General features: G+C 66.3%; 26 protein-coding genes. 13 read left to right on the forward strand and 13 right to left on the reverse strand.

From position 1 onward, the window contains the following. Positions 1-22 precede the first annotated feature (22 nt). Together QRN25_RS06785 and QRN25_RS06790 are read right to left on the reverse strand one after the other, a co-directional pair. Positions 23-931: a GGDEF domain-containing protein gene (locus QRN25_RS06785; RefSeq protein ID WP_271181766.1), complete on the reverse strand. Its 909-nt coding sequence runs from the start codon at positions 929-931 to the stop codon at positions 23-25. Positions 932-1,250: 319 nt separating this feature from the next. Further along, positions 1,251-1,928 carry a helix-turn-helix domain-containing protein gene (locus QRN25_RS06790; RefSeq protein WP_271181767.1) on the reverse strand — a complete coding sequence of 226 codons (678 nt, stop codon included), beginning with the start codon at positions 1,926-1,928 and terminating at the stop codon, positions 1,251-1,253. Positions 1,929-2,136: 208 nt separating this feature from the next. Here QRN25_RS06790 and cobA point away from each other — a divergent pair, with 208 nt between their 5' ends. The 5 genes from cobA to QRN25_RS06815 are packed head-to-tail and all read left to right on the forward strand — an operon-like array spanning position 2,137 to position 6,141. After that, positions 2,137-2,940, forward strand: coding sequence for a uroporphyrinogen-III C-methyltransferase (gene cobA / locus QRN25_RS06795; protein WP_285018171.1), 804 nt, complete (start codon positions 2,137-2,139; stop codon positions 2,938-2,940). Continuing rightward, positions 2,937-3,233, forward strand: coding sequence for a DUF2849 domain-containing protein (locus tag QRN25_RS06800; RefSeq protein ID WP_069707433.1), 297 nt, complete (start codon positions 2,937-2,939; stop codon positions 3,231-3,233). The genes cobA and QRN25_RS06800 overlap by 4 nt, the downstream gene beginning before the upstream one ends. Continuing rightward, positions 3,233-4,867, forward strand: a complete 1,635-nt coding sequence (locus QRN25_RS06805; RefSeq protein ID WP_285018173.1) for a nitrite/sulfite reductase — start codon at positions 3,233-3,235, stop codon at positions 4,865-4,867. The genes QRN25_RS06800 and QRN25_RS06805 overlap by 1 nt, the downstream gene beginning before the upstream one ends. Further along, positions 4,860-5,294, forward strand: a complete 435-nt coding sequence (locus QRN25_RS06810; protein ID WP_008829551.1) for a DUF934 domain-containing protein — start codon at positions 4,860-4,862, stop codon at positions 5,292-5,294. The genes QRN25_RS06805 and QRN25_RS06810 overlap by 8 nt, the downstream gene beginning before the upstream one ends. 28 nt (positions 5,295-5,322) lie before the next feature. Beyond that, a complete protein-coding gene (locus QRN25_RS06815; RefSeq protein ID WP_285018174.1) occupies positions 5,323-6,141 on the forward strand; it encodes a phosphoadenylyl-sulfate reductase in 819 nt (272 codons plus the stop codon). Positions 6,142-6,326: 185 nt separating this feature from the next. On the opposite strand, the gene QRN25_RS06820 is transcribed toward QRN25_RS06815, so the two are convergent. Next, positions 6,327-6,671: a hypothetical protein gene (locus QRN25_RS06820; protein WP_285018175.1), complete on the reverse strand. Its 345-nt coding sequence runs from the start codon at positions 6,669-6,671 to the stop codon at positions 6,327-6,329. 176 nt (positions 6,672-6,847) lie between these two features. Between QRN25_RS06820 and QRN25_RS06825 the strand changes: the two genes are divergently transcribed. After that, the gene (locus tag QRN25_RS06825) at positions 6,848-8,050 is read left to right on the forward strand and encodes an MFS transporter (RefSeq protein ID WP_271181772.1); all 1,203 of its coding nucleotides are present in this window, start codon (positions 6,848-6,850) and stop codon (positions 8,048-8,050) included. Positions 8,051-8,053: 3 nt separating this feature from the next. Here QRN25_RS06825 and QRN25_RS06830 read toward each other — a convergent pair whose 3' ends face one another. Together QRN25_RS06830 and putA are read right to left on the reverse strand one after the other, a co-directional pair. Next, positions 8,054-8,590, reverse strand: coding sequence for a dihydrofolate reductase family protein (locus QRN25_RS06830; protein WP_271181773.1), 537 nt, complete (start codon positions 8,588-8,590; stop codon positions 8,054-8,056). A gap of 178 nt (positions 8,591-8,768) precedes the next feature. Beyond that, the gene (gene putA / locus QRN25_RS06835) at positions 8,769-12,380 is read right to left on the reverse strand and encodes a trifunctional transcriptional regulator/proline dehydrogenase/L-glutamate gamma-semialdehyde dehydrogenase (protein ID WP_502910425.1); all 3,612 of its coding nucleotides are present in this window, start codon (positions 12,378-12,380) and stop codon (positions 8,769-8,771) included. 99 nt (positions 12,381-12,479) lie between these two features. On the opposite strand from putA, the gene QRN25_RS06840 reads away from it, so the two are divergent. Next, positions 12,480-12,950, forward strand: coding sequence for an Lrp/AsnC family transcriptional regulator (locus QRN25_RS06840; RefSeq protein WP_285018177.1), 471 nt, complete (start codon positions 12,480-12,482; stop codon positions 12,948-12,950). A gap of 171 nt (positions 12,951-13,121) precedes the next feature. After that, on the forward strand, positions 13,122-14,015 hold the full coding sequence (locus QRN25_RS06845) for an SDR family NAD(P)-dependent oxidoreductase (RefSeq protein ID WP_285018178.1): 894 nt from the start codon (positions 13,122-13,124) through the stop codon (positions 14,013-14,015). 123 nt (positions 14,016-14,138) lie between these two features. On the opposite strand, the gene QRN25_RS06850 is transcribed toward QRN25_RS06845, so the two are convergent. Genes QRN25_RS06850 through QRN25_RS06865 form a run of 4 tightly spaced genes read right to left on the reverse strand, consistent with a single transcriptional unit; the run spans position 14,139 to position 18,884 of the window. Then, positions 14,139-16,850, reverse strand: coding sequence for a xanthine dehydrogenase family protein molybdopterin-binding subunit (locus tag QRN25_RS06850; RefSeq protein ID WP_285018179.1), 2,712 nt, complete (start codon positions 16,848-16,850; stop codon positions 14,139-14,141). Continuing rightward, positions 16,847-17,323 (reverse strand): (2Fe-2S)-binding protein, encoded by a 477-nt coding sequence (locus QRN25_RS06855; RefSeq protein WP_271181777.1) that lies wholly within the window; start codon positions 17,321-17,323, stop codon positions 16,847-16,849. The genes QRN25_RS06850 and QRN25_RS06855 overlap by 4 nt, the downstream gene beginning before the upstream one ends. Further along, positions 17,320-18,189 carry an FAD binding domain-containing protein gene (locus QRN25_RS06860; RefSeq protein WP_285018181.1) on the reverse strand — a complete coding sequence of 290 codons (870 nt, stop codon included), beginning with the start codon at positions 18,187-18,189 and terminating at the stop codon, positions 17,320-17,322. Before QRN25_RS06860 ends, QRN25_RS06855 begins: the two co-directional genes overlap by 4 nt. Continuing rightward, on the reverse strand, positions 18,186-18,884 hold the full coding sequence (locus QRN25_RS06865) for an SRPBCC family protein (RefSeq protein ID WP_285018182.1): 699 nt from the start codon (positions 18,882-18,884) through the stop codon (positions 18,186-18,188). Before QRN25_RS06865 ends, QRN25_RS06860 begins: the two co-directional genes overlap by 4 nt. Positions 18,885-19,116: 232 nt before the next feature. Between QRN25_RS06865 and QRN25_RS06870 the strand changes: the two genes are divergently transcribed. The 3 genes from QRN25_RS06870 to QRN25_RS06880 all read left to right on the forward strand — a co-directional run bounded on the left by QRN25_RS06870 (position 19,117) and on the right by QRN25_RS06880 (position 21,552). After that, positions 19,117-20,016, forward strand: a complete 900-nt coding sequence (locus QRN25_RS06870; protein WP_285018183.1) for an SMP-30/gluconolactonase/LRE family protein — start codon at positions 19,117-19,119, stop codon at positions 20,014-20,016. 175 nt (positions 20,017-20,191) lie between these two features. Then, positions 20,192-21,001, forward strand: coding sequence for an SDR family NAD(P)-dependent oxidoreductase (locus QRN25_RS06875; RefSeq protein WP_285018184.1), 810 nt, complete (start codon positions 20,192-20,194; stop codon positions 20,999-21,001). Further along, positions 20,998-21,552: a nuclear transport factor 2 family protein gene (locus QRN25_RS06880; protein ID WP_285018186.1), complete on the forward strand. Its 555-nt coding sequence runs from the start codon at positions 20,998-21,000 to the stop codon at positions 21,550-21,552. The genes QRN25_RS06875 and QRN25_RS06880 overlap by 4 nt, the downstream gene beginning before the upstream one ends. 36 nt (positions 21,553-21,588) lie before the next feature. Here QRN25_RS06880 and QRN25_RS06885 read toward each other — a convergent pair whose 3' ends face one another. From QRN25_RS06885 to fdhD, 4 genes are all read right to left on the reverse strand, one after another. After that, the gene (locus tag QRN25_RS06885; protein WP_285018187.1) at positions 21,589-21,921 is read right to left on the reverse strand and encodes an EthD domain-containing protein; all 333 of its coding nucleotides are present in this window, start codon (positions 21,919-21,921) and stop codon (positions 21,589-21,591) included. Between the two features lie 94 nt (positions 21,922-22,015). Further along, positions 22,016-22,726 carry a hypothetical protein gene (locus tag QRN25_RS06890; protein WP_271181784.1) on the reverse strand — a complete coding sequence of 237 codons (711 nt, stop codon included), beginning with the start codon at positions 22,724-22,726 and terminating at the stop codon, positions 22,016-22,018. Positions 22,727-22,732: 6 nt separating this feature from the next. Further along, on the reverse strand, positions 22,733-23,941 hold the full coding sequence (locus QRN25_RS06895) for a toxic anion resistance protein (RefSeq protein WP_285018188.1): 1,209 nt from the start codon (positions 23,939-23,941) through the stop codon (positions 22,733-22,735). A gap of 37 nt (positions 23,942-23,978) precedes the next feature. Further along, positions 23,979-24,851 (reverse strand): formate dehydrogenase accessory sulfurtransferase FdhD, encoded by an 873-nt coding sequence (fdhD, locus tag QRN25_RS06900; RefSeq protein WP_285018190.1) that lies wholly within the window; start codon positions 24,849-24,851, stop codon positions 23,979-23,981. A gap of 449 nt (positions 24,852-25,300) precedes the next feature. Between fdhD and accD the strand changes: the two genes are divergently transcribed. After that, positions 25,301-26,149: an acetyl-CoA carboxylase, carboxyltransferase subunit beta gene (gene accD, locus QRN25_RS06905; protein WP_008832222.1), complete on the forward strand. Its 849-nt coding sequence runs from the start codon at positions 25,301-25,303 to the stop codon at positions 26,147-26,149. Continuing rightward, on the forward strand, positions 26,146-26,607 hold the full coding sequence (gene accB, locus QRN25_RS06910) for an acetyl-CoA carboxylase biotin carboxyl carrier protein (protein WP_008832223.1): 462 nt from the start codon (positions 26,146-26,148) through the stop codon (positions 26,605-26,607). Before accD ends, accB begins: the two co-directional genes overlap by 4 nt. The last annotated feature ends 10 nt before the right edge of the window (positions 26,608-26,617 follow it).

Here is a 26,617-nt window from a genome sequence, read left to right on the forward strand (position 1 = left end):
CCCCTCTTTTTTCCGGGTATTCTCAGCCTACCGCAAGACGGACGGGCTTTTCCATTTCCAGCCGATTGCGACCTTTGGCCTTGGCGACGAACAGCGCCATCTCGGCTCGCTCGATCGTAGAATCGAGGCTGGTTCCGACACGAGCGACGCTGGCGCTGGCCGTCATCGCGAAACTGCCGTCACCGATCGTCTGCTTGAGTTCAGAAAGCGTCGTGACCACACGGCGGCAGATCCCTTCCGCCTCGACAGCGGTTACCCGCGGCAGGATCACGGCGAAGCGTTCCGAGCCGATACGCGAGATGATGTCCTCAGTTCGAAGCAGTTCACGCAGGAGATCGGCGAACACCGTCAGAACCTCGTCACCGACGCTCTGGCCGTGTTGCATGTTGATCGTGCGGAAAAAATCGATGCTGAAGAGCGCAAGGCACCCCTCCATGCGGGTATCGAGCATATGCTCCAGCATCGAGATGAACGCCGTGCGGTTGGTAAGCCCCGTCAGCGGATCTGTATAGGTCGCGGTGAACAGCCGTTCGCTGAGCGAGCGCATTTCATCGACGTTGCGCATGACGCCTAGCACGCCGTAAGGCGCTCCGTCATGCCGCAGCAGAGCGCGCAAGCGCAGCTCGAACCAGCGTTTGCGGTCGTCCCGGGTCAGAGCCGGAAACTCTATCCAGTCAATATCCTCACCTGCCATCGCACGGGCATGGGCCTTGGAAATCTGCTGCTTGGCCTCAGGCGCGACGAGGTCGAGGAGGTGCGGGCCGACCAGTGCTCCTCCATCGGAACGCGCCGGCTCGCGGTGGCCCAGTTCGACGATTCCCGGGGTGGCGTGGACGATGAAACCCTTGGGATCAGTCTTGAGGATCACGTCGGTCGAACTCTCGGCGAGCATCCCGTAAAGGACCGAGCTTTCCTGAAATGTGAAGTTCATGCCCATGCCGACTACGTCCCGGTGCCTGCCTCGACCTGACCTTCAGCGACCCTTTGGGCCACCTAGAATCTGCGCCTGAAGATTTGAGTAAAACACTCCGCAGATAAAATTAATATCATTAACCATAGATATTTTATTAACTATAAACGGATGTTAGTTTTATTAGTTAACACAACTTACGCCATAAAATTCATAAAATTCTATTTACCACTTAAGGGTATCATAGGAAATACGAAATTCTGCCGATGTAGGTTGGCTGCATTACCCCTCGAATTGGGCGGCCCAACAGTGGCCAGAAATGAAGCGGCAGAACGCCGCTTTACAGTTCGATCATGATGCGGACCTTGTCCGGCGTCGTTTCCACGGCCGCCGCGATCTGGTCCCGGCAGCGGGAGATAAGGTCGGTCAGGCCGGGCACCGTGCGACTCGGCCGCAATTCCGCGGGCTCGACCCCGAGCGCCTCGGCGATCGCGTCCAGACGCTCCTCGATCGGACGGGCACGCCCCTGCTCCCAGGCCCACACGGTCGGCTTGGACACGCCAAGGCGACTGGCCAGTTCGCCTTGTGTCAGCCCCCGCAGCTTGCGCAGGCGATGAAGCCGCTCACCCAGGCTCTCCCCGCCGATCGCACCCGGGCCCATCGGCGCAGGCGCAGCGCCCAGCCCGAGTTCGGTCTGCACAGCGCTGCGAAGCTGCGCCGCCCGCAAGGTCGCGCTGGGGATAGGCGCATCGAAGGCACAGCCGTAAAGCGAACCACTCGCCCAGATTACCCGCGCGCGCGCATGCGGCGCTTCCGGCAGATCGAGGTCCAACACTTCGCCGATCTCGAGTTCGACCTTGCTTTCAAGCAGCACACCAGTTTCGGAGAAATTGTGCAGCACAACCTTCATGTGCTCGCCCGATTCCAGCGCCCCTTGCGTCTCCAGCAACAGGCGTCGACGCTCCGCACGCGGGCGACCGTTTGCTTCAGGCGCTTCAAAATGGGCCGCAATGGGCATCAGTCCACCTCCATGTGTGAGGCGAACGTCCACAAGTTAGGTTAAGATTCGGTTAGAGCCGGGACTAATGAAGCACCGAAGTCATGCGTAATTTTCTGTGAACTCCCTTGGAAACGCGGCAATCCGACCAGCCGTAAAGCTCCCCTTAGCCCCCTCAAAGCCATTATGGCTGGCATCCGGCGATCATCGCGCCCATTTGCGCCACACCATGACCGCGAATCCCTCCAAGATGCCCCGCGTGGGCAAGGTGTACCTTGTGGGCGCCGGCCCCGGCGATCCGGACCTGCTGACCCTGCGCGCCGCGCGCCTTCTGATGAGCGCATCGCTGGTGGTCCACGACGGTCTCGTCGATCCCGCGATCCTGGCGATGGCCCGGCCTACGGCAAAGCTGGTCTCGGTCGCCAAGGCCCGCTCGCGCCACACCATGAAGCAGGAGGACATCAACGCGCTCCTCGTGCGCGAGGCGCTGGCCGGCAACGATGTCGTCCGCCTCAAGGGCGGCGATCCCTTCGTGTTCGGGCGCGGCGGCGAAGAGGCCGAAGCCTGCCACGCGGCGGGCGTCCGGGTCGAGGTCGTGCCTGGCATCTCCTCGGCGCTGGGCGCTTCGGCCGCTGCGCAGATCCCCCTCACTCACCGCGACCATGCCTCGATCGTCAGCTTCGTGGCGGGCCAGTGCAAGGGCCTGTCCGAGCAGGACTGGTCCGGCCTTGCCGGCAAGGGCCGCACGCTGGTGATCTTCATGGGCATCGCCACCGCCGCGCAGATCTCCGAAAAGCTCATCGCCGATGGCCTCGCCCCCGACGTGCCCGTGGCAATTATCGAGAAGGCCACCCGCGCCGACATGCGGGTTCTGCGCGCGCCGCTGGCCGGTCTTGCGCATCTTGTCGAAAGTCAGAAGGTGCAAAGCCCCGCGCTTATCGTTATCGGCTCGGTCGCCGCCGGCGCCCCTGACTCGGATGGGGACTCGGCCGACAACACCATTCGCGCCCTGGCGCTGGAGGCAATGCAGTGAAAATCCTGACGGGCAACGACCTGAAGAGCGGGGCCGTGGTCTGGTGGACCGGCCATGGCTGGTCGCTCGACGTGAACGACAGCGCCGATGTCGGCGACAACGGGGCTGCGATCATCGCACGGGAAGAGGGCGTGCAGAACGTTTTCGCAGCCTATGTCGTCGATGGCGAGAAGACCGATGAAGGCGTGCGCCCCGCGCACATCAAGGAGCGCATCCGCGCCTTTGGGCCGACCGTACGCCTCGACCTGACGCTGAAGCCGTCCGACCCCGCCGCTCTGAACTGGGTGATCTGATGTACAAGTACGACGAATACGACCAGCAGATGGTCGATGTGCGGGTCGAGGAATTCCGCGACCAGGTGCGCCGCCGCGTCTCGGGCGAGTTGACCGAGGACCAGTTCAAGCCGCTGCGCCTGCAGAACGGCCTGTACCTCCAGCTCCATGCCTACATGCTGCGCGTCGCGGTGCCCTACGGTACGCTGAGCGGCGCTCAGATGCACCTTCTGGGTGACATCGCGGACAAGTACGACCGCGGCTACGGCCACTTCACCACGCGCCAGAACATCCAGTACAACTGGATCAAGCTGGAAGAGACGCCCGACATCCTCGCCGAACTGGCGAAGGTGGAGATGCACGCGATCCAGACCAGCGGCAACTGCATCCGCAACATCAGCTCGGACCAGTTCGCCGGTGCCGCCGCCGACGAGATCATCGATCCGCGTCCTTATGCGGAACTGCTGCGGCAGTGGTCCAGCTTCCACCCGGAATTCCTGGTGCTGCCGCGCAAGTTCAAGATCTGCGTGATCGCCTCCGAGACCGACCGCGCGGCGATGCGCCTGCACGACATCGGCATCAAGATGGTGCGTAACGACGCCGGAGAAATCGGCGCGCAGTTCTACGCCGGTGGCGGCATGGGCCGCACCCCGATGATCGCGCCGCTGATCCGCGAATTCGTGCCGCTGGACCAGCTCATCACTTTCTCCGAAGCGTGCCTGCGCGTCTACAACCGCTACGGTCGCCGCGACAACAAGTACAAGGCGCGCATCAAGATCCTTGTCCACGAACTGGGCCGCGACGAATATGTCCGCCAGGTCGAGGAGGAGTTCGCGCACCTGCTGACCCAGCCGATCGAGCCGCCGCTCGCCGAGCTGGAACGCATCAAGGCGCACTTCGTCGATCCCGCCTTCGAAACGGGCCTGTCCGACGATCTGGACCTCACCGATCCCGACTTCCGCCTCTGGGTGGAGCGCAACACCACCGCACACAAGGTTCCCGGTTACGTCATCGCGACGATCAGCCTCAAGCCCGTGGGCGGTATCCCCGGCGATGCCTCGGCCGACCAGATTCGCCTGATGGCGAAGCTGGGCACCGAGTATTCGTTCGACGAACTGCGCGTCACCCACGCCCAGAACATCGTCCTGCCGCACGTCAGGAAGGCCGACCTCTACACCATCTGGCAGGCGCTCGACGAAGCGGGCCTCGCCACTGCCAACCTCGACACCGTGGGCGACATCATCGCCTGCCCCGGCCTCGACTACTGCAGCCTTGCGAACGCCCGTTCGATCCCGGTCGCGCAGAAGATTTCCGAGCGCTTCGGTTCGGCGCAGAAGCAGGCCGAGATCGGGGAGCTGAAGCTCAAGATCTCGGGCTGCATCAACGCCTGCGGCCACCACCACGCGGGCCACATCGGCATCCTCGGCGTCGACAAGAAGGGTCTGGAAAACTACCAACTCCTGTTCGGCGGCAGCGAGGGCGCGGACACCTCGCTCGCCAAGATCATCGGCCCCGGCTTCACCGAGGACGGCGTGGTCGACGCGATCGAAAAGGCCACCGAAGTCTATCTCGCCAACAAGCAGGGCGAGGAGCGCTTCCTCGACACCTATCGCCGTATCGGCATGGACCCGTTCAAGGAGGCCATCTATGGTTGACGTCCAGTTCCGCTTCCGTGACGACGAGGCCGTCAATGACCCCGCCGTCACCGTGGATGCGTTCTCCGAACAGTCGAACGCCACCGCCGTGCGCATCGAGCCGGGCGAGGATGCCCGCGCGCTGCTGCCCTACCTCGACCGGATCGCGCTGGTGGAAGTCAACTTCCCGGCGTGGACCGACGGGCGCGGCTACTCCGCCGCCCGCATCCTGCGTGAAGCCGGTTATGCCGGCGAGCTGCGCGGCGTGGGCGATCTGGTGATCGACATGCTGCATCACATGCGCCGCTGCGGCTTCGATGCCTTCGCGCCCGACAAGGCGCTCAATACCACCGATGCGAAGAACGCCTTCGAGCGGTGGGACAACGTATACCAGGCCACCGCGATCGACGGCAGGCAGGCCATCTGGGCCAAGCGCCACCCGGCGTAAGCCCCGAAGGGCCAGAAGGGATATCCCTATGTTCCGTACCGAAGCTGAAAACGAAGACCGTATCAGGGACCGCATCGACACTTCCGCCCGGTTCACCGAGGCGGATGCGGTGCGTCTCAACCGCCTGTTCCGCGGCACCGACACGAGCGAGATGCTCGAGACGCTGCTGAAGGAGCGAATGGCGGGCGATGTGGGAATCGTTTCCAGCTTCGGCGCGGAAAGCGCGGTACTGCTCCACCTCGTCGCGAGCGTGGACCCCAGCGTGCCGGTGCTGTTCCTCGAAACGGGCAAGCACTTCCCCGAGACGCTGGCCTATCGCGACACCCTGATCACGCGCCTCGGCCTGACCAACCTGATCAACCTCGTCCCCGATGAGGCGGAAATCGCCAAGAAGGACGAGAACGGGTTGCGCTGGTCGTGGGACCCCGACGGCTGCTGCGAGATCCGCAAGGTCAAGCCGCTCGCCAAGGCGCTGGCGCATTACGATGCGTCTTTCACCGGCCGCAAGTCGTTCCAGAACTCGACCCGCTCGCATTTGCCGCGCTTCGAGATCGACACGACGGACGCGCAGGGCCGCCTGAAGATCAACCCGCTGATCGACTGGTCGGCCGAGCGTCTCGCCGCTTACATCGCCGAGCACGAACTACCCGCGCATCCGCTGGTAGCGGAAGGCTATCCCTCGATCGGCTGCATGCCCTGCACCAGCAAGGTCGCGCAGGGCGAAGACCCGCGCTCGGGTCGCTGGAAGGGCTGGGACAAGACCGAATGCGGCATCCACGTCCCCGGCAGCAAGGACAAGAGCGGCCCGGCCAGCGAACTGCCCCCGGGCTTCGATCCGGTGTTCTGAGGCGGCCGGGGTTGGCGTCGAAGCCCACCCCGTCCGGCTAGTTCGCTTCGCTCCCAAGCCTCCCGGCCCTCCCGCACACGGGAGGGCTGACGCGCCTTTCCCCTCCCGCTTGCGGGAGGGGCAGCGAGACTTGGGCCGAAGGCCTTAGTCGCAGCGGGGTGGGTAACAACGCCCCACCAACCGTCTCACCGCTGCTTCTTGGTGATCGCCGCGTTGAAATCGGGGTCTTTCTTCGCCACCCAGTCCACGAATTTGCGGATGTTCGGGTAAATCAACAGCGCGTCCACGTCCGTACCGAAGCGCTGGAGTTCGGAGTTCGTGAAGTTCGCGATGACCGTCTGCTGGCAGATCGGATGCATCGGCACGACGTCGCGCCCGCCGCGGCTCTTGGGCACCGGGTGATGCCACACGATGGTCTCGCCCGTGGGCCGGCCGCAAAGCCAGCACGGCACGGCCTTGGCCGGAGCTTCCTCCTCCTCCTCCCGATGCAGGTCTTCGTAGGGTCCGTGCTTGGAATATTTGCGGGCCATGGGTCTGCCTGAATTGCGTGAAATCGCGAAGGCCCTACAGTGCCGGAGCGGTCCCGGCAAACGTCCGAATGCGGCCCCTGCAACCCGCGATGCAGCTTATTCACCGCGATGTTGCGGAATTTGCACCGCCAGGTAGCTAGCCTGACCGCGCCTTTGTTTCTATGTTGCAACGCAACATGACTCAGCCCCCTTCCGCCTCCACCCGCGCGACTCACCCCGCGCTCGTCATCCTTGCGCTTGCGATGGGTGCATTCGCCATCGGCACCACCGAGTTCGCGGCGATGAGCCTCGTGCCCTTCTTCGCCCGCGATCTCGGCCTGACCGAGCCGCAGGCGGGTCACGCGATCAGTGCCTATGCGCTGGGCGTGGTGGTCGGTGCGCCGGTCATCGCCGTGCTTGCCGCCAAGATCGAGCGCCGCCGCCTGCTCATCGGCCTGATGGCACTGTTCGCCATCGGCAACGGCATCTCCGCGCTGGCCAAGACGTATGACCTGCTGCTGCTGTGCCGCTTCGTCAGCGGCCTGCCGCACGGTGCGTACTTCGGCATCGCCGCCCTCGTCGCCGCATCGATGGTGCCCGCGAACAAGCGCGCACAGTCGGTCGCCATGGTCATGTCGGGCCTGACGGTGGCAACGATCATCGGCGTCCCCGCCGCCAACTGGCTGGGGCAGGCAATCGGCTGGCGCAGCGGCTTCGCAGTCGTTTCCGGCCTCGCGATCCTGACGATGGCGCTCGTCGCGCTCTACGCCCCGCACCAGCCCGCCGACGAGAGCGCGAGCCCCTTGCGCGAACTCGGCGCGCTTCGCCGCCCGCAAGTGTTGCTGACCCTGCTGACCGGTGCGATCGGCTTCGGCGGACTGTTCTGCGTCTACACTTACGTCGCCTCGACCATGATCGAGGTCACGCACGTTTCGGAAAAGCTCGTCCCCGCCGTACTGGCGATCTTCGGCGTCGGCATGACAGTGGGCAACCTGTTCTGGGCCTGGGTCGCCGACCGGGCGCAGACCAAGGCTGCCATCTGCGCCCTGCTGTTCAGCGCTGTGTCGCTTGCACTGTTCTCGCTGATGGCGGGCAATATCTGGACCCTGTGCATCGTAGTGCTGCTGATCGGCTTCAGCGGCGGGCTCGGCACGATCCTGCAGACGCGCCTGATGGACGTGGCCGGAGACGCGCAGGCGCTCGCCGCCGCCGCGCACCACAGTGCTTTCAATACGGCTAACGCCATCGGTCCGTGGCTGGGCGGCATGGCCATCTCGGCCGGTCTTGGGCTGACCTCGACCGGCTGGATCGGCGCCTGCCTGGCGCTGGGCGGTCTTGCGGTATTCCTGGTCACCATCTCGCTGCACAAGCGCGAGACGCTGCAGCCCTGCCCCGCTTAAAGGTCAGGCCTCCAGCTTGCGCTCGAGATGCATGTGGACGGCATCCGCCGTGGTATCGAGTTCGGACACGAAGTAGTTCTCGACCGGGATGTCGTCTTCGAACAGCGCGGCGCCGTTACCCAGCGTGCGCGACATCATCCGCAGCCAGATTTCATCCGCATGGCCGGAACGTAGAGCGGCATTGACCGCACCGGCCTCTCCAACAACGAGAACCGCGCTGTCCCCGGCTGCATCCTGCGCGGCGGCGAAAGCCTCGGCATAAGTGGGGACGAAATGAAACTCCCCGAGCAAGGGAATTGCCAGAGGCGCATCGGTCACGACGAAGACTGGGGTTTTTCCTGAATAGGCATCCGCGATCCATCCGGTATCCTCGGACAGTTCGAAGGACCGGCGGCTCATGACCACCGCGCCGCAGACCTTGTCCAGTTTGCCGGACAAGCCCGAACCATGCAGTTCGGAGGTGCAAAACACGCTCCGTCCGCGAGCATCAGCCCAGAAGCCATCAAGGCTCGAGGCGGCATCGACGATCAGTCTGCCCATATGTCCTACTCCCGCCTGCATTGTAATCCAACGCGGTGTGGTCGCAACGAGACTAATCTCAGTCTTTGGTACAGGTTTCGCGGATTCCGGCGGATTGTTGCCCGTTTACGACAGCACGAGCCCCACCGCCGAAATGCGGCGGGGCATTACGTGTTTTCACAATAGTTTGCCGACCGAATCAGCCAATCATCATGAGGCTGGCGTTGCCTCCGGCAGCCGTGGTGTTGATGGAAGTGGATACTTCCTCCAGCAGCCACGCCCCGTTTGGTCCAGTGTCATGCCCGGTCCAGACGTGGACCGGCACGATCGGCCCCGGCAGTTTCGCCGCCGAGTCGCACGCCCCGCGCACCGCCTGAACGTCCCCTTCGACGAGGCACGCAGCGAAGAACTCGCCCGGATTGGCATGGAAGCGCGCGGCGATCTTCGCGGGCAGACCTTCAGGCAAGTCCATGCCTTCCACCGTCGCAGTGTTGCCTGTCGCCAGAACCGCCGCCATCTGGCCCAGCAGACCTTCGCGGGTGGCCGGTCGCAGGAGAATGCGGCCGCGCGGGTGGAGGGCATAGAGGTTACGCTCGCCGACCGGGCCGGGAAGCACGGCCTCGAAACCCAGCGCCGAAGAGCGGCCGAGGTCACGCGCGCGACCGGCGGCAGCGGGCTCGCCATGCTTGTCCAGCCAGTCCGCAAAGACCGTCAGCAACATGGGCGCTTCTTCGGGTGGCGTTAGGACCTGCGGAGCCTGCCGGGTGAGCCTGCCGAGGTATAGCGGCCCGCCTGCCTTTGGTCCGGTCCCGGAAAGCCCACGCCCGCCGAAGGGCTGCACGCCGACGATGGCGCCGATGGTGTTGCGGTTGACGTAGAGATTGCCCGCCCGAACCGCGCCGGTCACGCGCGCCACCGTCTCGTCGAGGCGCGTGTGGAGACCGAAGGTCAGGCCGTAGCCGGTCGCGTTGATGCTTTCGACCAGCTTGCCGAGGTCGTCGCGACGGAAGCGCACGACGTGCAGGACCGGGCCGAAGACCTCGCGTTCCAACTGATCGATGCCGGCGATCTCGATGATGGTGGGAGCGACGAAAGTGCCGTTTTCCGCGCCCTTACCCAATGCAACCTGTTCGACGCGGCAGCCCTTGGCGCGCATCGTCTCGACGTGGCGATCGATGTTGGCCTGGGCCTCGGCGGTGATGACCGGGCCGATGTCGATGGCGAGGCGGTCCGGGTTGCCCACCTTCAGTTCGGCCAGCGCGCCCCGCAGCATCGCCAGTGTCCGGTCGGCAACGTCTTCCTGCAGACACAGCACCCGCAGTGCGGAGCAGCGCTGGCCCGCGCTGTCGAAGGCCGAGGCGATGACGTCCGCCACCACCTGCTCGGCCAGCGCGGAGCTGTCAACGATCATCGCGTTCTGGCCGCCGGTCTCGGCAATCAGCGGAATCGGGCGGTTTTCCGGCGAAAGTCGGCTCGCCAACTGGCGCTGGATCAGGCGCGCGACTTCGGTGGAGCCGGTGAACATCACCGCCGCCGTCCCGGGCGCAGCGACCAGCGCAGCGCCGAGGTCGCCGCCGCCCGGCATGAACTGCAGCGCATCGACGGGGACGCCCGCTTCGTGGAGGATGCGTACGGATTCCGCAGCGATCAGCGGGGTTTCCTCGGCCGGCTTGGCTAGGACCGGGTTGCCCACGACCAGCGCCGCCGCGATCTGCCCGGTGAAAATGGCCAGCGGAAAGTTCCACGGCGAGATGCACACGGCGGCACCCAAAGGTGCCTTAACGGCACCTAAGGTATCCCTGGCCGCTTTGGCGTAGTACCGCAGGAAGTCGATCGCCTCGCGCACTTCGGCAATCGCATTGGGTGCGGATTTTCCCGCCTCGCGCATGGCCAGCCCCATGAGCACGGGCATGCGATCCTGCATCGCATCTGCCGCGCGTTCGAGCATGGCGGCGCGCTGATCGACCGGGACCATGCTCCAGTTCGAGGCGGCAGCGCGGGCGACCGCAGCGGCCGCCTCGCTGGGTGCGAGTTCGATCACGGTGCCGACCACGTCGCGATGGTCGGCCGGGTTGCGGACCGGACGGCCCTCTCCCTTCGCGCCTTCCGGTGCCGCGGTCCATTGCGCCGTTGCCGAAGCTGCCAGCGCCGTCGCCAGAGCTTCGAGGGCGATCTCATCGGTCAGGTCGATGCCGTCGGAGTTGCGGCGGTCCGGATAGAGGCCGCAAGGCGCGGCAATCAGATCATGGCGCGCACCGGGGCGAGGCATGGCGCGCACGACTTCCACCGGATCCGCGACCATCGATTCCACCGGCACCGCAGGATCGGCGATGCGGTTGACGAACGAGGAGTTCGCGCCGTTCTCCAGCAGGCGCCGCACAAGGTAGGCGAGCAGCGTCTCATGCGTGCCGACCGGCGCGTAGATGCGGCAGGGGCGGTTCAGCTTGTCGGCCCCGACAACCTGCGAATAGAGCGGCTCGCCCATGCCGTGGAGGCACTGGAATTCGTACTGGCCGACAGCGAAGTCCGGGCCTGCGAGCCGATAAATCGTCGCCAGCGACTGCGCGTTGTGCGTGGCGAACTGCGGGAACACCGCGTCGGGCGCCGCGAGCAGCTTGCGGGCGCAGGCGACGTAGGACACGTCGGTATGGACCTTGCGGGTATAGACCGGGAAGTCGGCAAGGCCGTCCACTTGCGCGCGCTTGATCTCGGCGTCCCAGTAGGCGCCCTTGACCAGCCGCACCATGATCCGGCGACCGGCGCGGCGGGCAAGATCGACGATCCAGTCGATCACGAAGGGGCAGCGCTTGCCATAAGCCTGGATCACGAAGCCGAGGCCGTCCCAGCCCGCCAGTTCCGGATCGAGCGCGAGGCTTTCCAGCAGGTCGAGCGAGAGTTCGAGGCGGTCGGCTTCCTCGGCATCGATGTTGAAGCCGATGTCGTAGCTCTTGGCCATCAGCGCCAGCGCCTTCACGTCGGGCAGCAGTTCGCCCATCACGCGTGCCGCCTGCGCGCGGGCATAGCGCGGATGCAGCGCCGAGAGCTTTATCGAGATGCCGGGGCCCTCGTAGATGCCCTTGCCCGCAGACGCCTTGCCGATGGCATGGATCGCGTTCTCGTAGTCGGCATAGTAGCGACGTGCATCGGCGGCGGTCGTGGCCGCCTCGCCCAGCATGTCGTAGCTATAGCGGAAGCCCTTCGCTTCCAGTTCCCTCGCGCGCTTGACCGCTTCGTCGATCGTTTCGCCGGTGACGAACTGTTCGCCCATCATGCGCATGGCAAGGTCCACGCCGCGCCGGATCACCGGCTCGCCCGCGCGCGCGACGAGGCGGGTCAGCGCCGCGCCGAGGCCCTTGTCGTCCACCGAGCCGACCAGCTTGCCGGTCACCACTAGTCCCCATGTGGCCGCGTTGACGAACAGCGACTTGCCGCCGCCGAGGTGCCCGCTCCAGTCGCCGTCGGCGATCTTGTCGCGGATGAGCGCGTCGCGGGTGGCGTGGTCGGGAATGCGCAGCAGCGCTTCGGCAAGGCACATCAGCGCCACGCCCTCCTGGCTGGAGAGCGCATATTCCTGCACCAGTCCCTCGACCCCGGTGCCCTTGTGATTGGCACGCAGCGTGGTGACGAGCGCGGTGGCCGTCTCGCGCACCTTGGCCTTCAGGTCCGCATCCAGCGTCGCGGCGCCCAGCAGCGAGGCAAGGCACTCGGCCTCATCCCGGCGGCGCGCATCGGCGATAGCGCGGCGCAGCGGGGTCATCGGGCGAACAGCAGGAGCGAACTGGCCAAAAGGCGAGAGGGCGGGCGTGGTCATGCAAGCGATGCTAGCCGATTCGCGCTTGTCGTTCTGCCTTTTCAACGGCACGGAAAGATCCGGTTCGACTTTTTTGACTCCCCATTGAAGGCATATCGCATGGCAAAGAGCGCTCAACCGGTCGAACTGGACGAACTGGACCGCAAGATCATCGCGGTCCTGCGCTCCGATGGCCGGATCACCGTGACCGACCTTGCCAAGGCGGTCGGCATGTCGAAAACTCCGTGCCAGGTACGCTTGCGGCGGCTGACGGAAAGCGGCGTGATCCGGGGGTTTCGCGCGGTGGTCGATCCCGCCAGCCTCGGGCTCGATCACGTCGCCTTCGCCGAAGTGAAGCTGTCCGACACCCGCGAAAGCGCGCTGACCGAGTTCAACCGCGCCGTGCGCCGCATTCCCGAAGTGGAGGAATGCCACATGATCGCCAGCAGCTTCGACTACCTGCTCAAGGTGCGCACGGCCGACATCCGCCGCTACCGGATGGTGCTGGGGGAAAAGATTTCCAGCCTGCCGCATGTCGCCAGCACGTCCACGTTCGTGGCGATGGAGACGGTGAAGGACGCCAGCAGTTGATCGCTGCGGCGGTGATCGGTGAGCGCGCGTTGCCAAGCAGACCACATAGGCTGACATCTTGCTTCGTCATTGCGAGCGTAGCGAAGCAATCCAGAGCGGCGCAAAACTGCCCTGGATTGCTTCGCTACGCTCGCAATGACGCAAGGATGGGAAGCGGGGGAGAGAGAAACAATGGCGAGTAAATCATCCGTCCTGCCTCCCATCGCCCCCGCGACCGCCATCGTCACCGGCGCCAGTCGCGGCGCCGGGCGCGGCATTGCCGTGGCGCTCGGCTCGCACGGCTGCACGGTCTACGTCACCGGGCGCTCGCAGAAAGAGGGCGACGCCTCCATGCCCGGCACCATCCACGCCACCGCGCGCGAGGTGACCGAGGCGGGCGGCAGGGGCATCGCCGTCGCCTGCGACAGCGGAGACGATGCGCAAGTCGCGGCCCTGATCGAGCAGGTCATCGCCGAACAGGGGCGCATCGACATCCTCGTCAACAATGCCTGCGCGGTGCTCGACAGTCTCTCCGCCCCCGGCCAGTTCTGGGAGAAGCCGGTCGAGATCGGCAACATGATCACGATCGGCGTGCGCAGCGGCTTCGTCACCACATGGCATGCGGCGCGGCATATGGCCGCGCAGGACAAGGGGCTGGTGCTGTTCACGTCCTCGCCGGGGTCCATGCACTACTGCTTCGGCCCGGCCTACGGGGCGCACAAGGCGGGGCTGGACAAGATGGCCTTCGACATGGGCGTGGACTTCGCCGATGCCGGGGCGAACGTGGCGGCGGTGTCGGTGTGGATGGGCTCGCTCACCACCGAGCGGCTGATGCAGATGATGGAGCAGATGCCCGAACGCTTCGCGCATCTGGAAGGCACTCTGGAGTCGGCGGGCTATACCGGGCACCTCGCCTGGGCGCTCTGGAATGACCCTAAGATGATGCGGCACAACGGGCGCACCGTGATCGGCGCGGAGCTTGGGCGGGAGTATGGGATCACGGATATCGCGGACCGGTTTCCGCCGTCTTCGCGTGACGGCACCGGCGCCGCACCTCCGGTCTACGCGGCGTACAAGGTGAAGTGAGGCAGGCCCACCCCGCTGCGACCAGGCGATAAATCGCCAGGTCTCGCGGCCCTCCCGCTTGCGGGAGGGCAATCACGTCCTGCTTCCCTCCCGCTTGCGGGAGGGGCCGGGGGTGGACCTTTCCTAGCCACGCTCACCCGTCACTTTGGCCGAGCCGAACATGCCCATCTTGCACTTCCCCGAAACCGTCTGCCTATCGAACGTCAGGTCGTATTTCAGGGTGATCTTCATCGGCTTCTCGACTTTCATCTCGAACTTCAGCTGATTGCCCGACAGCACCCCGCCCGCAAAGGCCTGCCTGCCCTCCGGCGCTTCGAGCCAGCCGGAGACCGCGTCGCCATCGCAATCGAAGTGCGCCACCATCGCCTGCGGCCCCATCGGCGTCTTGAGCACCATGTTCCAGTCGCCATCGATCCCGGAAACCTGAGCCACGGGCGCGGCCTCGACCGGCGCGGCCACCTCGGCTACGGGCACGCCCTCCGACGCCCGCGTGCCCGAAACGTCGCGCTGCTCGATCACGTCGAGTATCCGCGCGGGCGTCAGCGGCAGCACGAGTTCGTCGATCTCACCGAACGGACTGAGCGCATCGGCGATGGCGTTCACCAAAGTCGGCGGGCCGATGATGCAGCCGCCCTCGCCCACCCCGCGCATGCCGCCGATGGTCTGCGAGGGCGTACTGGCGTGGAGGTACTCGAAGTCCGGCACGTCGAAGATCGTCGGCAGCATGTAGTCCTTGAACGTCGCCGCCAGCGGATTGCCGCGCGCGTCGTAGGGCATGTCCTCCAGCAGCACCTGCCCGATCGCCTGTGCCAGCCCGCCCGCGATCTGCCCCTCGACCACGCCGGGATTGATGACGGTGCCGCAGTCCTCCGAACTTATCCAGCGCAGGATCTTCACGAAGCCGGTCTCGGCATCGACCTCGACCATGCAGCAGTGCGCGGCGCTGGTCATGGTCATCGGTGGCGGCTGGTAGCGGTACTGCGCCTCCAGCCCGGTGGCGAGGCCGGACGGCAGACGGCCGGGTTCGCCATAGGCGATCTCGGCGATTTCGCGCAGCGGGCGGGACATCTCGGGCGCCCCGGCGACGTGGACCATGCCCCCGTCGATGGTGATCGTCTCGACGCTGGCGTTGGACAAGTGCGCGGCGACGAACTTGATTTTCTCTGCCAGCAGTTGCGCCGCCTTCCACGTGGCGCCGCCCGCGATGACACCCTGTCGGCTCCCCGCCGCGCCCGGGGAGAAGGCACCAATGGCGCTGTCGCCTTCGTAGACCGCGACGTCCTCGTAAGGCACGCCCAGTTGTTCGGCGATGACCTGCGCCATCGTCGTCGCGGTGCCGTGGCCTTGCGAATGGGTGGAGAGCATGGCGACGACCTTGCCGGTCGGCTCGATCCGCAAGTGGACCGTCTCGCCCGTCATCGGCGCCATGGAACCGGCCGCGCCGGTGGGCTCGATATAGGTCGCGACGCCGATGCCGAGGTAGCGTCCCTCCTTGCGCGCCTCGGCCTGCTCGCGCCGGAACGCGGGGAAATCCACGTTGGCGACCAGCTTTTCGAGGCATTCGCCCGGCGTGATGTCCTCCACCGGAATGCCCAGCGTCGAGGTGTGCGGCTGGTCGGGAAGGTAGATCAGGTTGCGGCGGCGCAGCTCCACCGGATCGACGCCGATGCGCCGCGCCGCCTTGTCCAGCAGCGTCTCGCGCACCAGCGATTCCATCGCCCACGGCCCGCGATAGGCGCCCAGCCCCATGGTATTGGTGTACCACCCGCGCGTGACGAAGCCGTAGGCGGGCAGCTTGTAGCAAGGCCACATGAACATGTGGACGGCGATGTTGGCGTCCTCGCCCATGGGCCAGGCGCCGTTGTTGCAGGCATAGTCGCACCACGCGGCGGTCAGGCGGGCGTCAGCGTCGAAGCCGACGCTGAGCGTCACGTCCTGGTCGCGCGCATGGCTGGACGCGGTCAGCGCCTCGAAGCGGTCCTCGATCCATTTGAGAGGGCAGCGCATCAGCTTTGCCGCCGCGATGACCGCCATCTCCTCCTTCCACGGGATGTTCTTGAGGCCGAAGCCGCCGCCCACGTCCTTTGCGATGACGCGGATGGCCTCGGTCGGCATCCCCAGCACCAGCGCGATCCAGCGGGCCGCAAGGTGCGGGCTCTGGCAGCCGAGCCAGACCGTCATCTCGTTCGTACCCTCGGGAGAGGCGAGGCAGGCGCGCCCCTCCATCGGCGACTGAGCGATGCGCTGGTGACGCACGCGGGTCGTAACGACATGGGCCGAGGCATCGAGCAAGGGCTGGATCGCCAGCCGCGTGTCCTCGTCGCCCATCTCGGCGGCGATGTTGTCGTCGCGTTCGGGGTGAACCAGCGCACCGGTCCGCGCATCCGCAATGGTGACGACCGGCGCTTCCTCCTCGATCGTCACTTCGACCAGAGAGGCGGCGTCTTCCGCCAGCGCCCGGCTGTCGGCGACGACCATCGCGATCGGATCGCCGACGCAGGCGACGCGCCCGTCGGCAAGCAGGGTCACCGGCGCCTCGACCGGGGTGAAGAAGAAGGTCTGGAAGGTCACCGGCACGGCGGCGAGGTCTGCCTGCGTGTAGATCGCGTGGACCCCCGGCATCTCGCGCGCAGCGTCGAGGTCGATCGAGACGATCCGCCCCCGCGCCACCGCCGAGCGCACATAGGCGACGTGGAGCATCCCCGGCACCCGCACGTCGTCGGTGAACTGGCCCCGCCCTGTGAGCAGCCGCCCGTCCTCCTTGCGCGGCTGGCGCGTGCCGACGTAGCGCGCGGCGCCGATGCCCCCCACATCCATTTTCGTCTCGATGTTCATGCCGATGCCCCCGCGAGCTGGCGGATCGCACGGCGGATGCCCTGATAGCCGGTGCAGCGACACAAGTGCCCGGACATGGCTTTGGTCAGCGCCTCCTCCAGCCCCGGCCCCTCATGATCGCGCGTGACGGCCGCCAGTGTCATCGCCACGCCCGGCGTGCAGAAGCCGCATTGCAGGCCGAAATTGTCCTTCAGCGCCTGTTGCACCGGATGCAGCGTGCCGTCCGGCGCGGCGAGGCCCTCGACGGTGGTAAGCTCCGCTCCGTCCGCCTGCACCGCCAGCATCAGGCACGATCGCATGGCCACGCCGTCCACCAGAACCGTGCAGGCCCCGCAGACCCCATGCTCGCAGGCGAGGTGCGTGCCGGTATAGCCGAGCGTATCGCGCAGGAATTCGCCAAGGCCGGTGCGCGCCTCGACGCGGGCGGAGTGGCGGTGGCCGTTGACGGTGAGGTCGATGCGATGCTCGCTCATGCGGCGCTCCTGAGGTCCAGCGTTTCGGCAAGTGCCCGCGCGAAGATGCGTGCACCGACCGTCCGGCGATATTCGGCGCTGGCGTGATGGTCGTCGAACGGCGCGGTATCGGCGATGGCGAGGCGCGCCATCGTTTGCGGGTCGATCCGGTCGAGCGCGGTCCCCACCAGCGCCGCTTCCACCTGCTTCGCCCGGATCGGCGTCGGCCCCATGCCGAACCAGCTGATCCCGGCGCGCGAGACCGTACCACCTTCCAGCACCAGCGCCCCGACGAGGCCGACGAGCGCGAAGTCCCCCGGCCGCTGCGCCACTTCGCGGAACAGCACCAGATGCCCGTCCGGCCAGTCGGGATAGACCACGCCGGTCACCAGTTCGTCCGGCTCCAGCACGGTCATGTAGGGGCCGAGGTAGAATTCGTCCGCCGGGACCGTGCGGGTGCCGCGCACCGAGGCGATCTCGATCCGGGCGCCCAGCGCCACCGCCGTCGCGGGCATTTCCGCCGCCGGCTCCCCAAGTGCGATCGAGCCCCCAACCGTCCCGCGATTGCGTGTCTGGTAATGCCCGACATGGCCGAGCGCGGTGACGAAGACCGGAAGATGCCGCGCCAGCGTCGCGTCACGCAAGGCATCGGCCTGTCGCGTCGCCGGGCCGACCCGCGTGCCACCCTCCACCCGCGTCACGCCTTTCAGCGCGGCGATCCCGTTGATGTCCACGAGCACGAACGGCTGGCTCATGCGCAGAGCCAGCAGCGGCATCAGCGTCTGCCCGCCCGCGATCACCGTAGCCCCGCCGCCCGCCTCGGCGAGCACGCGGCAAGCTTCCTCGACGCTGGAAGGGCGGACGTAGTCGAACGGCGCGGGCTTCATGAGCCCCACCCCCGGCGCCCGGCTTCATAGGCCGCGGCGGCCGTCATTACCAGCAGGACCGCCACGACTACCATCGTTGCCGATCCCGTGGCCGCCAGCATGTATCCGGCGACCAGCGCCAGCACGATCGCGACCACCCAGCCCCACAATGCGCCCGATGCGTCGGTGCCGCGCTCATGCGAAACCGCCGGGATCGCCCCCACGGCGACCTCCGGCGGCGTAGCGGCATCTCGTGCCGCCGAAACCGGTGCCCCTGCGCCCACCACCTCACCGAACCGGCCGAAGAACTTGCCCGCGAGGCTCTTCGCCGTCGCATCGATGATTGGCCCACCGAGCTGCGCCATGCGCCCGCCGACTTCGGCCTCCACGTCGTAAGCAACCAGCGTGCCGCCGCCCTCCATGTCGGAGAGCCGGACTTTGGCCCCTCCCCTGGCCGAGCCCGCGATGCCGCCATTGCCCGATCCGGTGATCGTATAGCCATTGGGCGCGTCGAGGTCGGACAGCGTCACGTTGCCCTTGAACCGCGCGCCTATGGGGCCGATCTTCACTTCAGCCACGGCGAGGAAGCCGCTCTCGCCGTCCCGTTCAAGGCTCTGGCAGCCCGGAATACACTGGGCCAGCACGGCCGGATCGTTGAGCGCCTCCCACACCTGGCGCCGGGGTGCAGCGATCCGCTGCTCGCCCGTCATCTGCATCCCGGTCTCTCCCAGTCTGTCGTTGCAAGTCTCGTCGTTGCCCTGGATTGAACGCCCGGAGTGCATCGGATGCAAGAGGTTATGAGCGAGCGTGTATCTCATTTCCCACCTGCGCGCAGGGTTCCGGCCTTCCGATACCGCCCCGGCGTTACCCTCCCGGCTCGTCGGCCAGCGCAAGGCTGGTAGCATCTCGTGGCGCACAAGAGATGCGCGGTCGGGGGAGAGACAGCCGATGGCCCAGCTTTTGACGGGGGAATTCGCCGCGCTGGCGCAAGGGGTTTATCTCGAAGGGCTCGCCGTCGATCACGAGCGCGACGTGATCTGGTACAGCGACGTGGTGGGCGGCGGCATCCACGGCGTGACGCCCGATGGCGGCAAGGTCGCTGTGCTCGACCCGGATCGCCTGTGGACCGGTGGCATCCTCGTCAACGCGGACGGCGCAGTGCTGTCGAGCGGACAGGGCGGCGTACGCTGGAACGATCCCGCCACAGGCCGTTCGGGCTGGCTGATCGACACGCTCGGCGGAGTTCCGGTCAACGGCATCAACGAGATGTGGCCCGATGGCGAGGGCGGCATGTTCTTCGGCACGCTCGACATCGAGAGCGTCATCGCCGCAAGGCCGGCGCGCACCACGCAACTCTGGCGGCTGACGCGCGAAGGCCACACGGAATTGCTCGCGGACGGACTACAGTTCACCAACGGCATCGCGCACAACCCCAAATTGGCGCAATTCTATTGCTCCGAGACTTTCGGGCAGGGATTGGCGTGGGACGTGACGCCAGACCTGCGCCTCGCCAACCGCCGCGTCCTGCTCGACCGCAACGACTGCGACGGACTGGCCCTCGACATCGAGGACACCGTCTGGATTCCCGGCGTCTATTCACCCGGCGTCATCCGGCGCATATCCCCCTCGGGCGAGGAACGCGAGCCGGTGCCCACCCCGGCCGGCGCGACGACGCAAGTGCGTTTCGGCGGCGCGGACGGCCGCGACGTCTACATCACCCTTGTCCCTGCCGACGCCGGCGAGTGCCTGAGGACCGGGCGACCGCTCTCAGGCACGTCCACCCTGCAGCGCGGGCGCTCTGGGGTGCCCGGCGTCAAAGTGGGAACGACGCGCTTCGACCTCATCTGACGCGGGGGCGATGACCTCGCCGCGGACTTGATCCGGGCGCGGCGGGTGTCTTTAGGTACGTGCGGTCGGGTGAGGGCTTCGAGACGCTCTGGCCGGGCGGATTTGATGGAGCACTTCCGATCCCGCTCAGGTTGAGCTTGCCGAACCCGCGCGCCGGGACACGAAGGGAGAGAGCATGACCACCGGAACCGTCGTCATTACCGGAGCCGCAGGCGGCATGGGCCGTCCCGCTGCGCAGCGCTTCGCCGCGCAGGGCCGCCCGCTCCTGCTGTGCGACCTCGACCCCGTGAGGCTGGAGGCGCTGGCCGAGGAACTGCGTCCCGCAGCCGGAAAAGTGGACATCCTCGCCGCCGACATCGCGGCCGAGGACTTTCCCGCGCGGATCGTCGCCACGCTGGGCGGCGCGCCGATCTCGGCGCTGGTCCATACCGCCGGGCTCTCGCCGACGATGAGCGACGGGTCACGCATCTTCTCGGTGAACTACGACGCCACCGAAAGGCTGGTGGCAGGCCTGCTGCCCCACTTCGCCGAAGGGGGATGCGCGGTCCTGATCTCCTCGGTCTCGGCATACATGCTGGGCGATCCAGCACTGCTTGCCGCGATCCGGGAATTCGTCACCACCGGCAAACGCGACGGCATCGCCGGCTACATGGATCATCCGGGCATGGCCTATGCGATTTCCAAACGCGCGGTGATCGGCATAGTCGAACGCGACGCCCCGGCCTTCGGTGCAAGGGGCCTGCGCATCGCCTCGATCGCACCCGGCTTCATCGCGACCCCCATGGGCAATGCGGAGGCAGAGGCCAACGAGCAGCTGCGCAAGATGATCGACATCGTGCCGCAGGGGCGAATGGGCCAGGGCGACGAGATCGCCTCGGTCGCGGAATTCCTGTGCTCTCCGGCGGCCTCCTACGTCAGCGGCGTCGATATTCGTGTCGATGGCGGGATCATCGGCCTGCTCAACACGAAGGGCAGCGGCCAATGAGTGAAATCGCGAGCGACCTTGCCGCGACCGTCACGTATCTGAAGGACCGGCAGGACATCCTCGACTGCATCATCCGGGAATGCCGGGCCCGCGACCGGCAGGACGTCGAGCAGATCGCCTCCTGCTGGTGGGAGGACGGTGTCGATGAGCATGGGGCGGTGGTAACTTTCGCCCCTGATTACCCGGAACGGGCCAACGCAGGCCATCGCTGGGGCTTCCAGGCGACCAGTCACAACATCACCAACCACATATGCGACATCGACGGCGATACCGCCAATTGCGAGAGCTACGTAGTCGGAGGGCTGTTCTGGAAGGATTCGCAGAAGACCTCGATCGCTTTCGGGCGCTATCTCGACAGGCTGGAGAAACGCGGCGGTGAATGGCGCATCATGGTGCGCCGCTGTACCATCGAGATGACTGCCGATGCCGACCCAAGCTGGGTATTCTCGGACGCGGTGAAGGGCTTCCTGAAGCACCAGTGGAGCCGGGAAGATCCCTCCTACGAGCGGCCGATCACGTGGAAGCCGAAGGAACAAGGCGTGCGGTGGTAGCACCAGGCCGGCAGCGGTGCGGCCGGCCACGCGCCCTCACCCGAAATCCGTCTCCCGCTCCGTTACGGTCGCAATGCGGAAGGATGTCCGGTCGAACAGGTTGTTCTCGTCCTCGATGATGTCATCCGGCATCAAACTGGTAGTGATGTAGGCCAGCGTTGCGCGGTAGACCTTTTCGTCCGCGAACCACAGCTCCGTGATGACGTCGGGGCCATCGATGTACGTTCCGGTCTCCGGATGTGGCTGAGGATCGACGTAGCGGCGGATATATCGCGTCACTCCGCGAGAATACTTCGCGGCCAGCGGCGCATGGTGCGTCTCGTAATAGTCGCGGAAAGCCTCGACCGAAATGTCAGGACGCCGCCTCATGAACAGCAGGATCTTGTGCATCCGGCAGCGATAGCATGGCCATGCCCCGCCCATGGAGAGCAAGCGCGCCGCCGGGGCGATCACTCCGCCACGCTCACTCCCCGTCGAGGTACTTCACTTCGAGAAAACGCCCGCGCGTCGCCAGTGCATCGACGTCGCCCTGCGACAAATCCTCGCTCATCGCTTCGATCTGGTCGGCGATGACGCAAAGGCCGTCGACCAGCTGCTCGGAGGGAGACGTGCCGCCCGCGCCCGCACGGCCACGCAACTGCGCCGGAATGCGGGTGTAGCTGTTCACCATCTCGGGCAGATGCTCCGTCAACAGCTTGCGGACCTCACGCGCGGCGGGGCCGCGCTCGTCGAGAACCGCCAGTTGCGGCGCAAGCTGTTCGAGGCGCACCCCGATCATGTCCACCGCATCGACGGCAGCGTTGGGCAGGGCCTTTCGCTTGCCTTCCAGCCACAGTTCGGTCGATCCTGCGAGTTCGGGAAGGCTGGCGGCGTTCAGATCCTCGATGTGCGTGCGCGGGGTCGCAGGAAAGATCGAGAGCACCGTGAAGACCGCCAGCCCCAACAGGAAAGTGAGCAGGCTGGCGGTGAACGAAACCCCGCCCAACACCAGCGCTGCGACCAGACCCGCAATGTAGATGCCCGCCATCGCCAGGAATGCCCGGCGCAACCGGCGCATGCGAAAGCGCCACTGCTCCTTGCGCGCGTTGTAGATGCGTGCGGCCCGCTGTCGCCGGGCTGCCCGCACGATGTCCTGCGATACGCGCTGTGCGCTCTTGGCTGGAACCTGGGCCATCGTCGCTTAGTCCAGCGCCTCCAGCAGCGACTTCGCGCCGGTCCCGTCGCTTACTGCCAGCCCCTCGGACTGGCCCTGTGCGCGGGCGACGTAGGCCTTGGACTTGCCGATCTCCCCTTCGAGCGAGGTGATCGTCTGCTTCATCGAATCGAGCGCCTTGACCTTGAAGGTGTCGATCGAATCCATCGTGTCGTAGATGTTCTGGAACGCGCGGCTCAGCGTCTCCAGCGGGATCGTCGAGTTCGCAGCCTGCTCGTGGATGCGCGCGGTGTTGTCCTTGAGCATCTGGCCGGTGGCGTCGATGATGTTGGCGGTCGTCGTGTTGAGCGCGGTGATCTGTTCGAGCACCAGCTTCTGGTTCGCCATCGCCTGCGCCACCGTCACCGCCGTGCGCAGCGCGCCGACCGTGGTGGTCGAGGCGCGATCAACGCCCTTCACCAGCTCGACGTTGTTCTTCTTGACCAGATCGAGCGCGAGGTAGCCCTGCACCGACACCGCCATCTGCGTCAGCAAATCCTGCGTGCGCTGGCGCACGTAGAACAGCGCGCTCTCCCGCACCGCCTTGGCCTTGGCGGGATCGGCGTGGTCGAGGTCGTTGGCCTTGTCCTCCAGCGCCTGGTCGAGCGCGCGGGACATGTAGATCATCTGCTCCAGCTTGCCCATCGCGGCCCAGAGGTTCTGCCGCTCCACGTCGATGGCGGCATTGTCCATCAGCAGCTCGTCCTTGCCGCCCTGAAGCCGCGCGAGGATCGCGCTGATGTGCCCTTGCGCGCTGGTATAGCCGTCGAAATAGTTGCGCAGCTTGGAGCCGAACGGGATCACCCCGAACAGTTTGCGCGGCGCCATGAGGTTGCCCTTGCGGCTGGGGTCGAGGTCTTCCACCGTGCGGCGCAGTTCGGCAAGGTCCGCGCCCACGCCCGCATCCTTGTCCATCGCCCGCACCGGGCGGTCGAGGAAGCGGTTGGAATGGCCCGAAGCCTCGGCGATCTCCTTGCGGCCCATGCTGGTCAGCTGGTCCACCCGGCGGCCGAATTCGGGCGAGGCGGCATCCTGCGCGACGAGATCGTCGACGAACTCGGCGACGCGCACCTGCAGCTTGCTCTTCGCCTCGTCGCCTACGGGGACGAGGCCGGCGGCCCGCTCGGGCTGGACCACCGGCACGGGGTCGGGCGGGGTCAGCTTGAGTTCGCCAGCAGTTTCGGTGGCCGTGGCCATGCAGTAATCCTCGTGAAAAACCCGGTTGTCCGCGAACCTATGTTCGCTCCGCCCCGTCTGCAAGGATAACCGGCCCCTCGCCTTCGACGAACCGCTGACCGGGATCGACCATGAGCATGGAATCCCCGCGCGCCACCACCGCCAGCCTGAGCCCCGCCGCCAGTGCGCGGCGCACCGCGAGGTCGCTTGGCGCCGAGATCGTCACCAGTAGCGGGCACCCGGCGCGCACGGTCTTCTCGACCAGTTCGTAGGAACAGCGCGAGGTCATGACGATGAACCCCAGCGACAGATCGACGCCCTGTCCGCCATTGGCCCGCGCCAGCGCGCCGACCAGCTTGTCGAGCGCGTTATGCCGCCCGACATCCTCGCGCAGCGCGACGAGCCGCCCTTCCTCGTCGCAGAACGCGGCGGCATGGGTGGCGCGGGTTTGGCGGCCGAGTTCCTGCCCTGCCGCCAGCGCGCCAAGCGCCCTGTGGATCGCCTGCGGACTCGCCTGCGATGCCCGAGGCACCGGCGGCAGCGGGCGCAACGCCGCTTCCACGCCCTCGATCCCGCAGATTCCGCAGGAACTGTCGCCCACCCGCCGCCGGGCGCGCTCCAGGATCGGGCCAAGGCGCTCGACCGGCAGGTTGACACGCGCGACGTAGCCCGTGCCCCACTGCGCATCCTCGGTTCGATGGACCGCAACTTCGCCGACTTCGTGCGCCTCTGCCAGCCCCTCGGCCATCAGGAAGCCGGTGACGAAGTCCTCCAGCGCCAGCGGAGTCGCCATCATCACGGCATAAGCCACGCCGTTGGTCTCGATCGCGACGGGCGCCTCGATGGGGACGGAAAGCTCGAAAGGCTCGCCCGGCTCGCCATCATAGGCGTTGCGATGGGCAGCGACTGGAATGGAGCCGGGGGTGGTCAATCGCAGTTCCTCGTCATCCCGGCGTAGAGCGGCATTTATGCGCGGCTTTGCGCCAGAGCGCCGTCGATGGCCCCCATCTAAAGACCGCCCACGGTCCAGGATCAAGGCCGGGATGACGAAAACCACTCCTTTCCGCTTAGGGAAATCGTATGAATACGATTGTAGGGCAGGAGTGGCATCAACGCCGATAACGCCCGGTTTTCGTATCCAATCTGCGCTGTCATATCGCCACCCCGCTACGCCCCGGCGATGCCCGCGCCGCGCAGTTGCCCACAGGCTGGGGCGAATTGGCTTGCGACCATCACGCGGATTCCTCTAATGGGCGCGCCTCGTACGGCTCCGGCGCGTTTCCCGGGTCGCCGCCGTACGCGCACGAGACGCGCCGAAACACAGGGGGGAAGAAGGCCAGTCTCGAAGGCCCTTTTTCCGCAGGATTGGTACGAAATCGAATGAGTTGGCTCGACAAAGTCCGAAATTCCATATCGAGCCTCGCCAAGCGCGATACGCCCGACGAACTCTGGATGAAGTGCGCCAGCTGCGGCGAGATGCTCTTCATCAAGGAATTCGAGGCCAATCTTTCGGTCTGCCCGAAGTGCGAGCACCATGGCCGCATCGGTGCCAAGGCCCGCTTCGACCTGCTGCTGGACACCGGCTACACCGTCCTGCCGACCCCCAAGGTTCCCGAGAACCCTCTGAATTTCCGCGATACCAAGAAGTATCCCGACCGCCTCAAGGCCGCCCGCGCCGCCAACCCCTACCCCGATGCGCTGACCAACGCCTTCGGTGCCGTCAACGGCGCCAAGGCCGTGCTGGGCGTGCAGGACTTCAAATTCATGGGCGGCTCGATGGGCATGGCCGTGGGCGAAGCCTTCGTCGCCGGTGCCGAGAAGGCGATCGCCGAGAACTGCGCCTACGTCATCGTCACCGCTGCGGGCGGCGCGCGCATGCAGGAGGGCATCCTGTCCCTCATGCAGATGCCCAAGACCACCGTGGCCACCCGCCGCCTTGCCGCAGCGGGCCTGCCCTATATCGTCGTCCTGACCGATCCCACCACCGGCGGCGTCACCGCCAGCTACGCCATGCTCGGCGATGTGCAGATCGCCGAACCCGGCGCGCTCATCGGCTTTGCCGGCCAGCGCGTGATCCAGGACACGATCCGAGAAAAACTCCCCGACGGCTTCCAGCGCGCCGAGTACCTCCATGCCCACGGCATGGTCGACATGGTGGTCCACCGCAAGGACCTGAAAGACACACTGGCAACGCTGCTCGGTTATCTTGCACGAAAGGAAGTCGCGTGAATATCGATAGCGCCCTGGTACGCGAGCTCGCAGAGCTGCTGGCCGACACCGGCCTGACCGAGATCGAGGTCGAGGACGGCGATCGCAAGATCCGCGTCTCGCGCCAGATGGTCCAGCAGATGGCCGCCAGCCTGCCGCCGATGGGCTATGCGCCCGCGCCCGTCGCTGCTGCTGCTCCGGTTGCCGCCGCCGCAGAGGCCGCGCCCGTCGCTGCCGCCGCGCCGGTCGATGCCGTGAAGTCGCCGATGGTCGGCACCGTCTACCTCGCCGCAGAGCCGGGCGCGCCCGACTTCATCTCGGTCGGCAAGACCGTGAAGCAGGGCGACGTGCTCCTCATCGTCGAGGCCATGAAGGTCATGAACCAGATCGTCGCGCCCAAGGCGGGCACCGTCACCGCGATCCTCGTCGACAACCAGCAGCCGGTCGAATACGACCAGCCGCTCGTCGTGATCGGCTGAGAGCGGGACT

Source organism: Novosphingobium sp. fls2-241-R2A-195 (genome assembly GCF_030209485.1).
Lineage (GTDB): Bacteria > Pseudomonadota > Alphaproteobacteria > Sphingomonadales > Sphingomonadaceae > Novosphingobium > Novosphingobium resinovorum.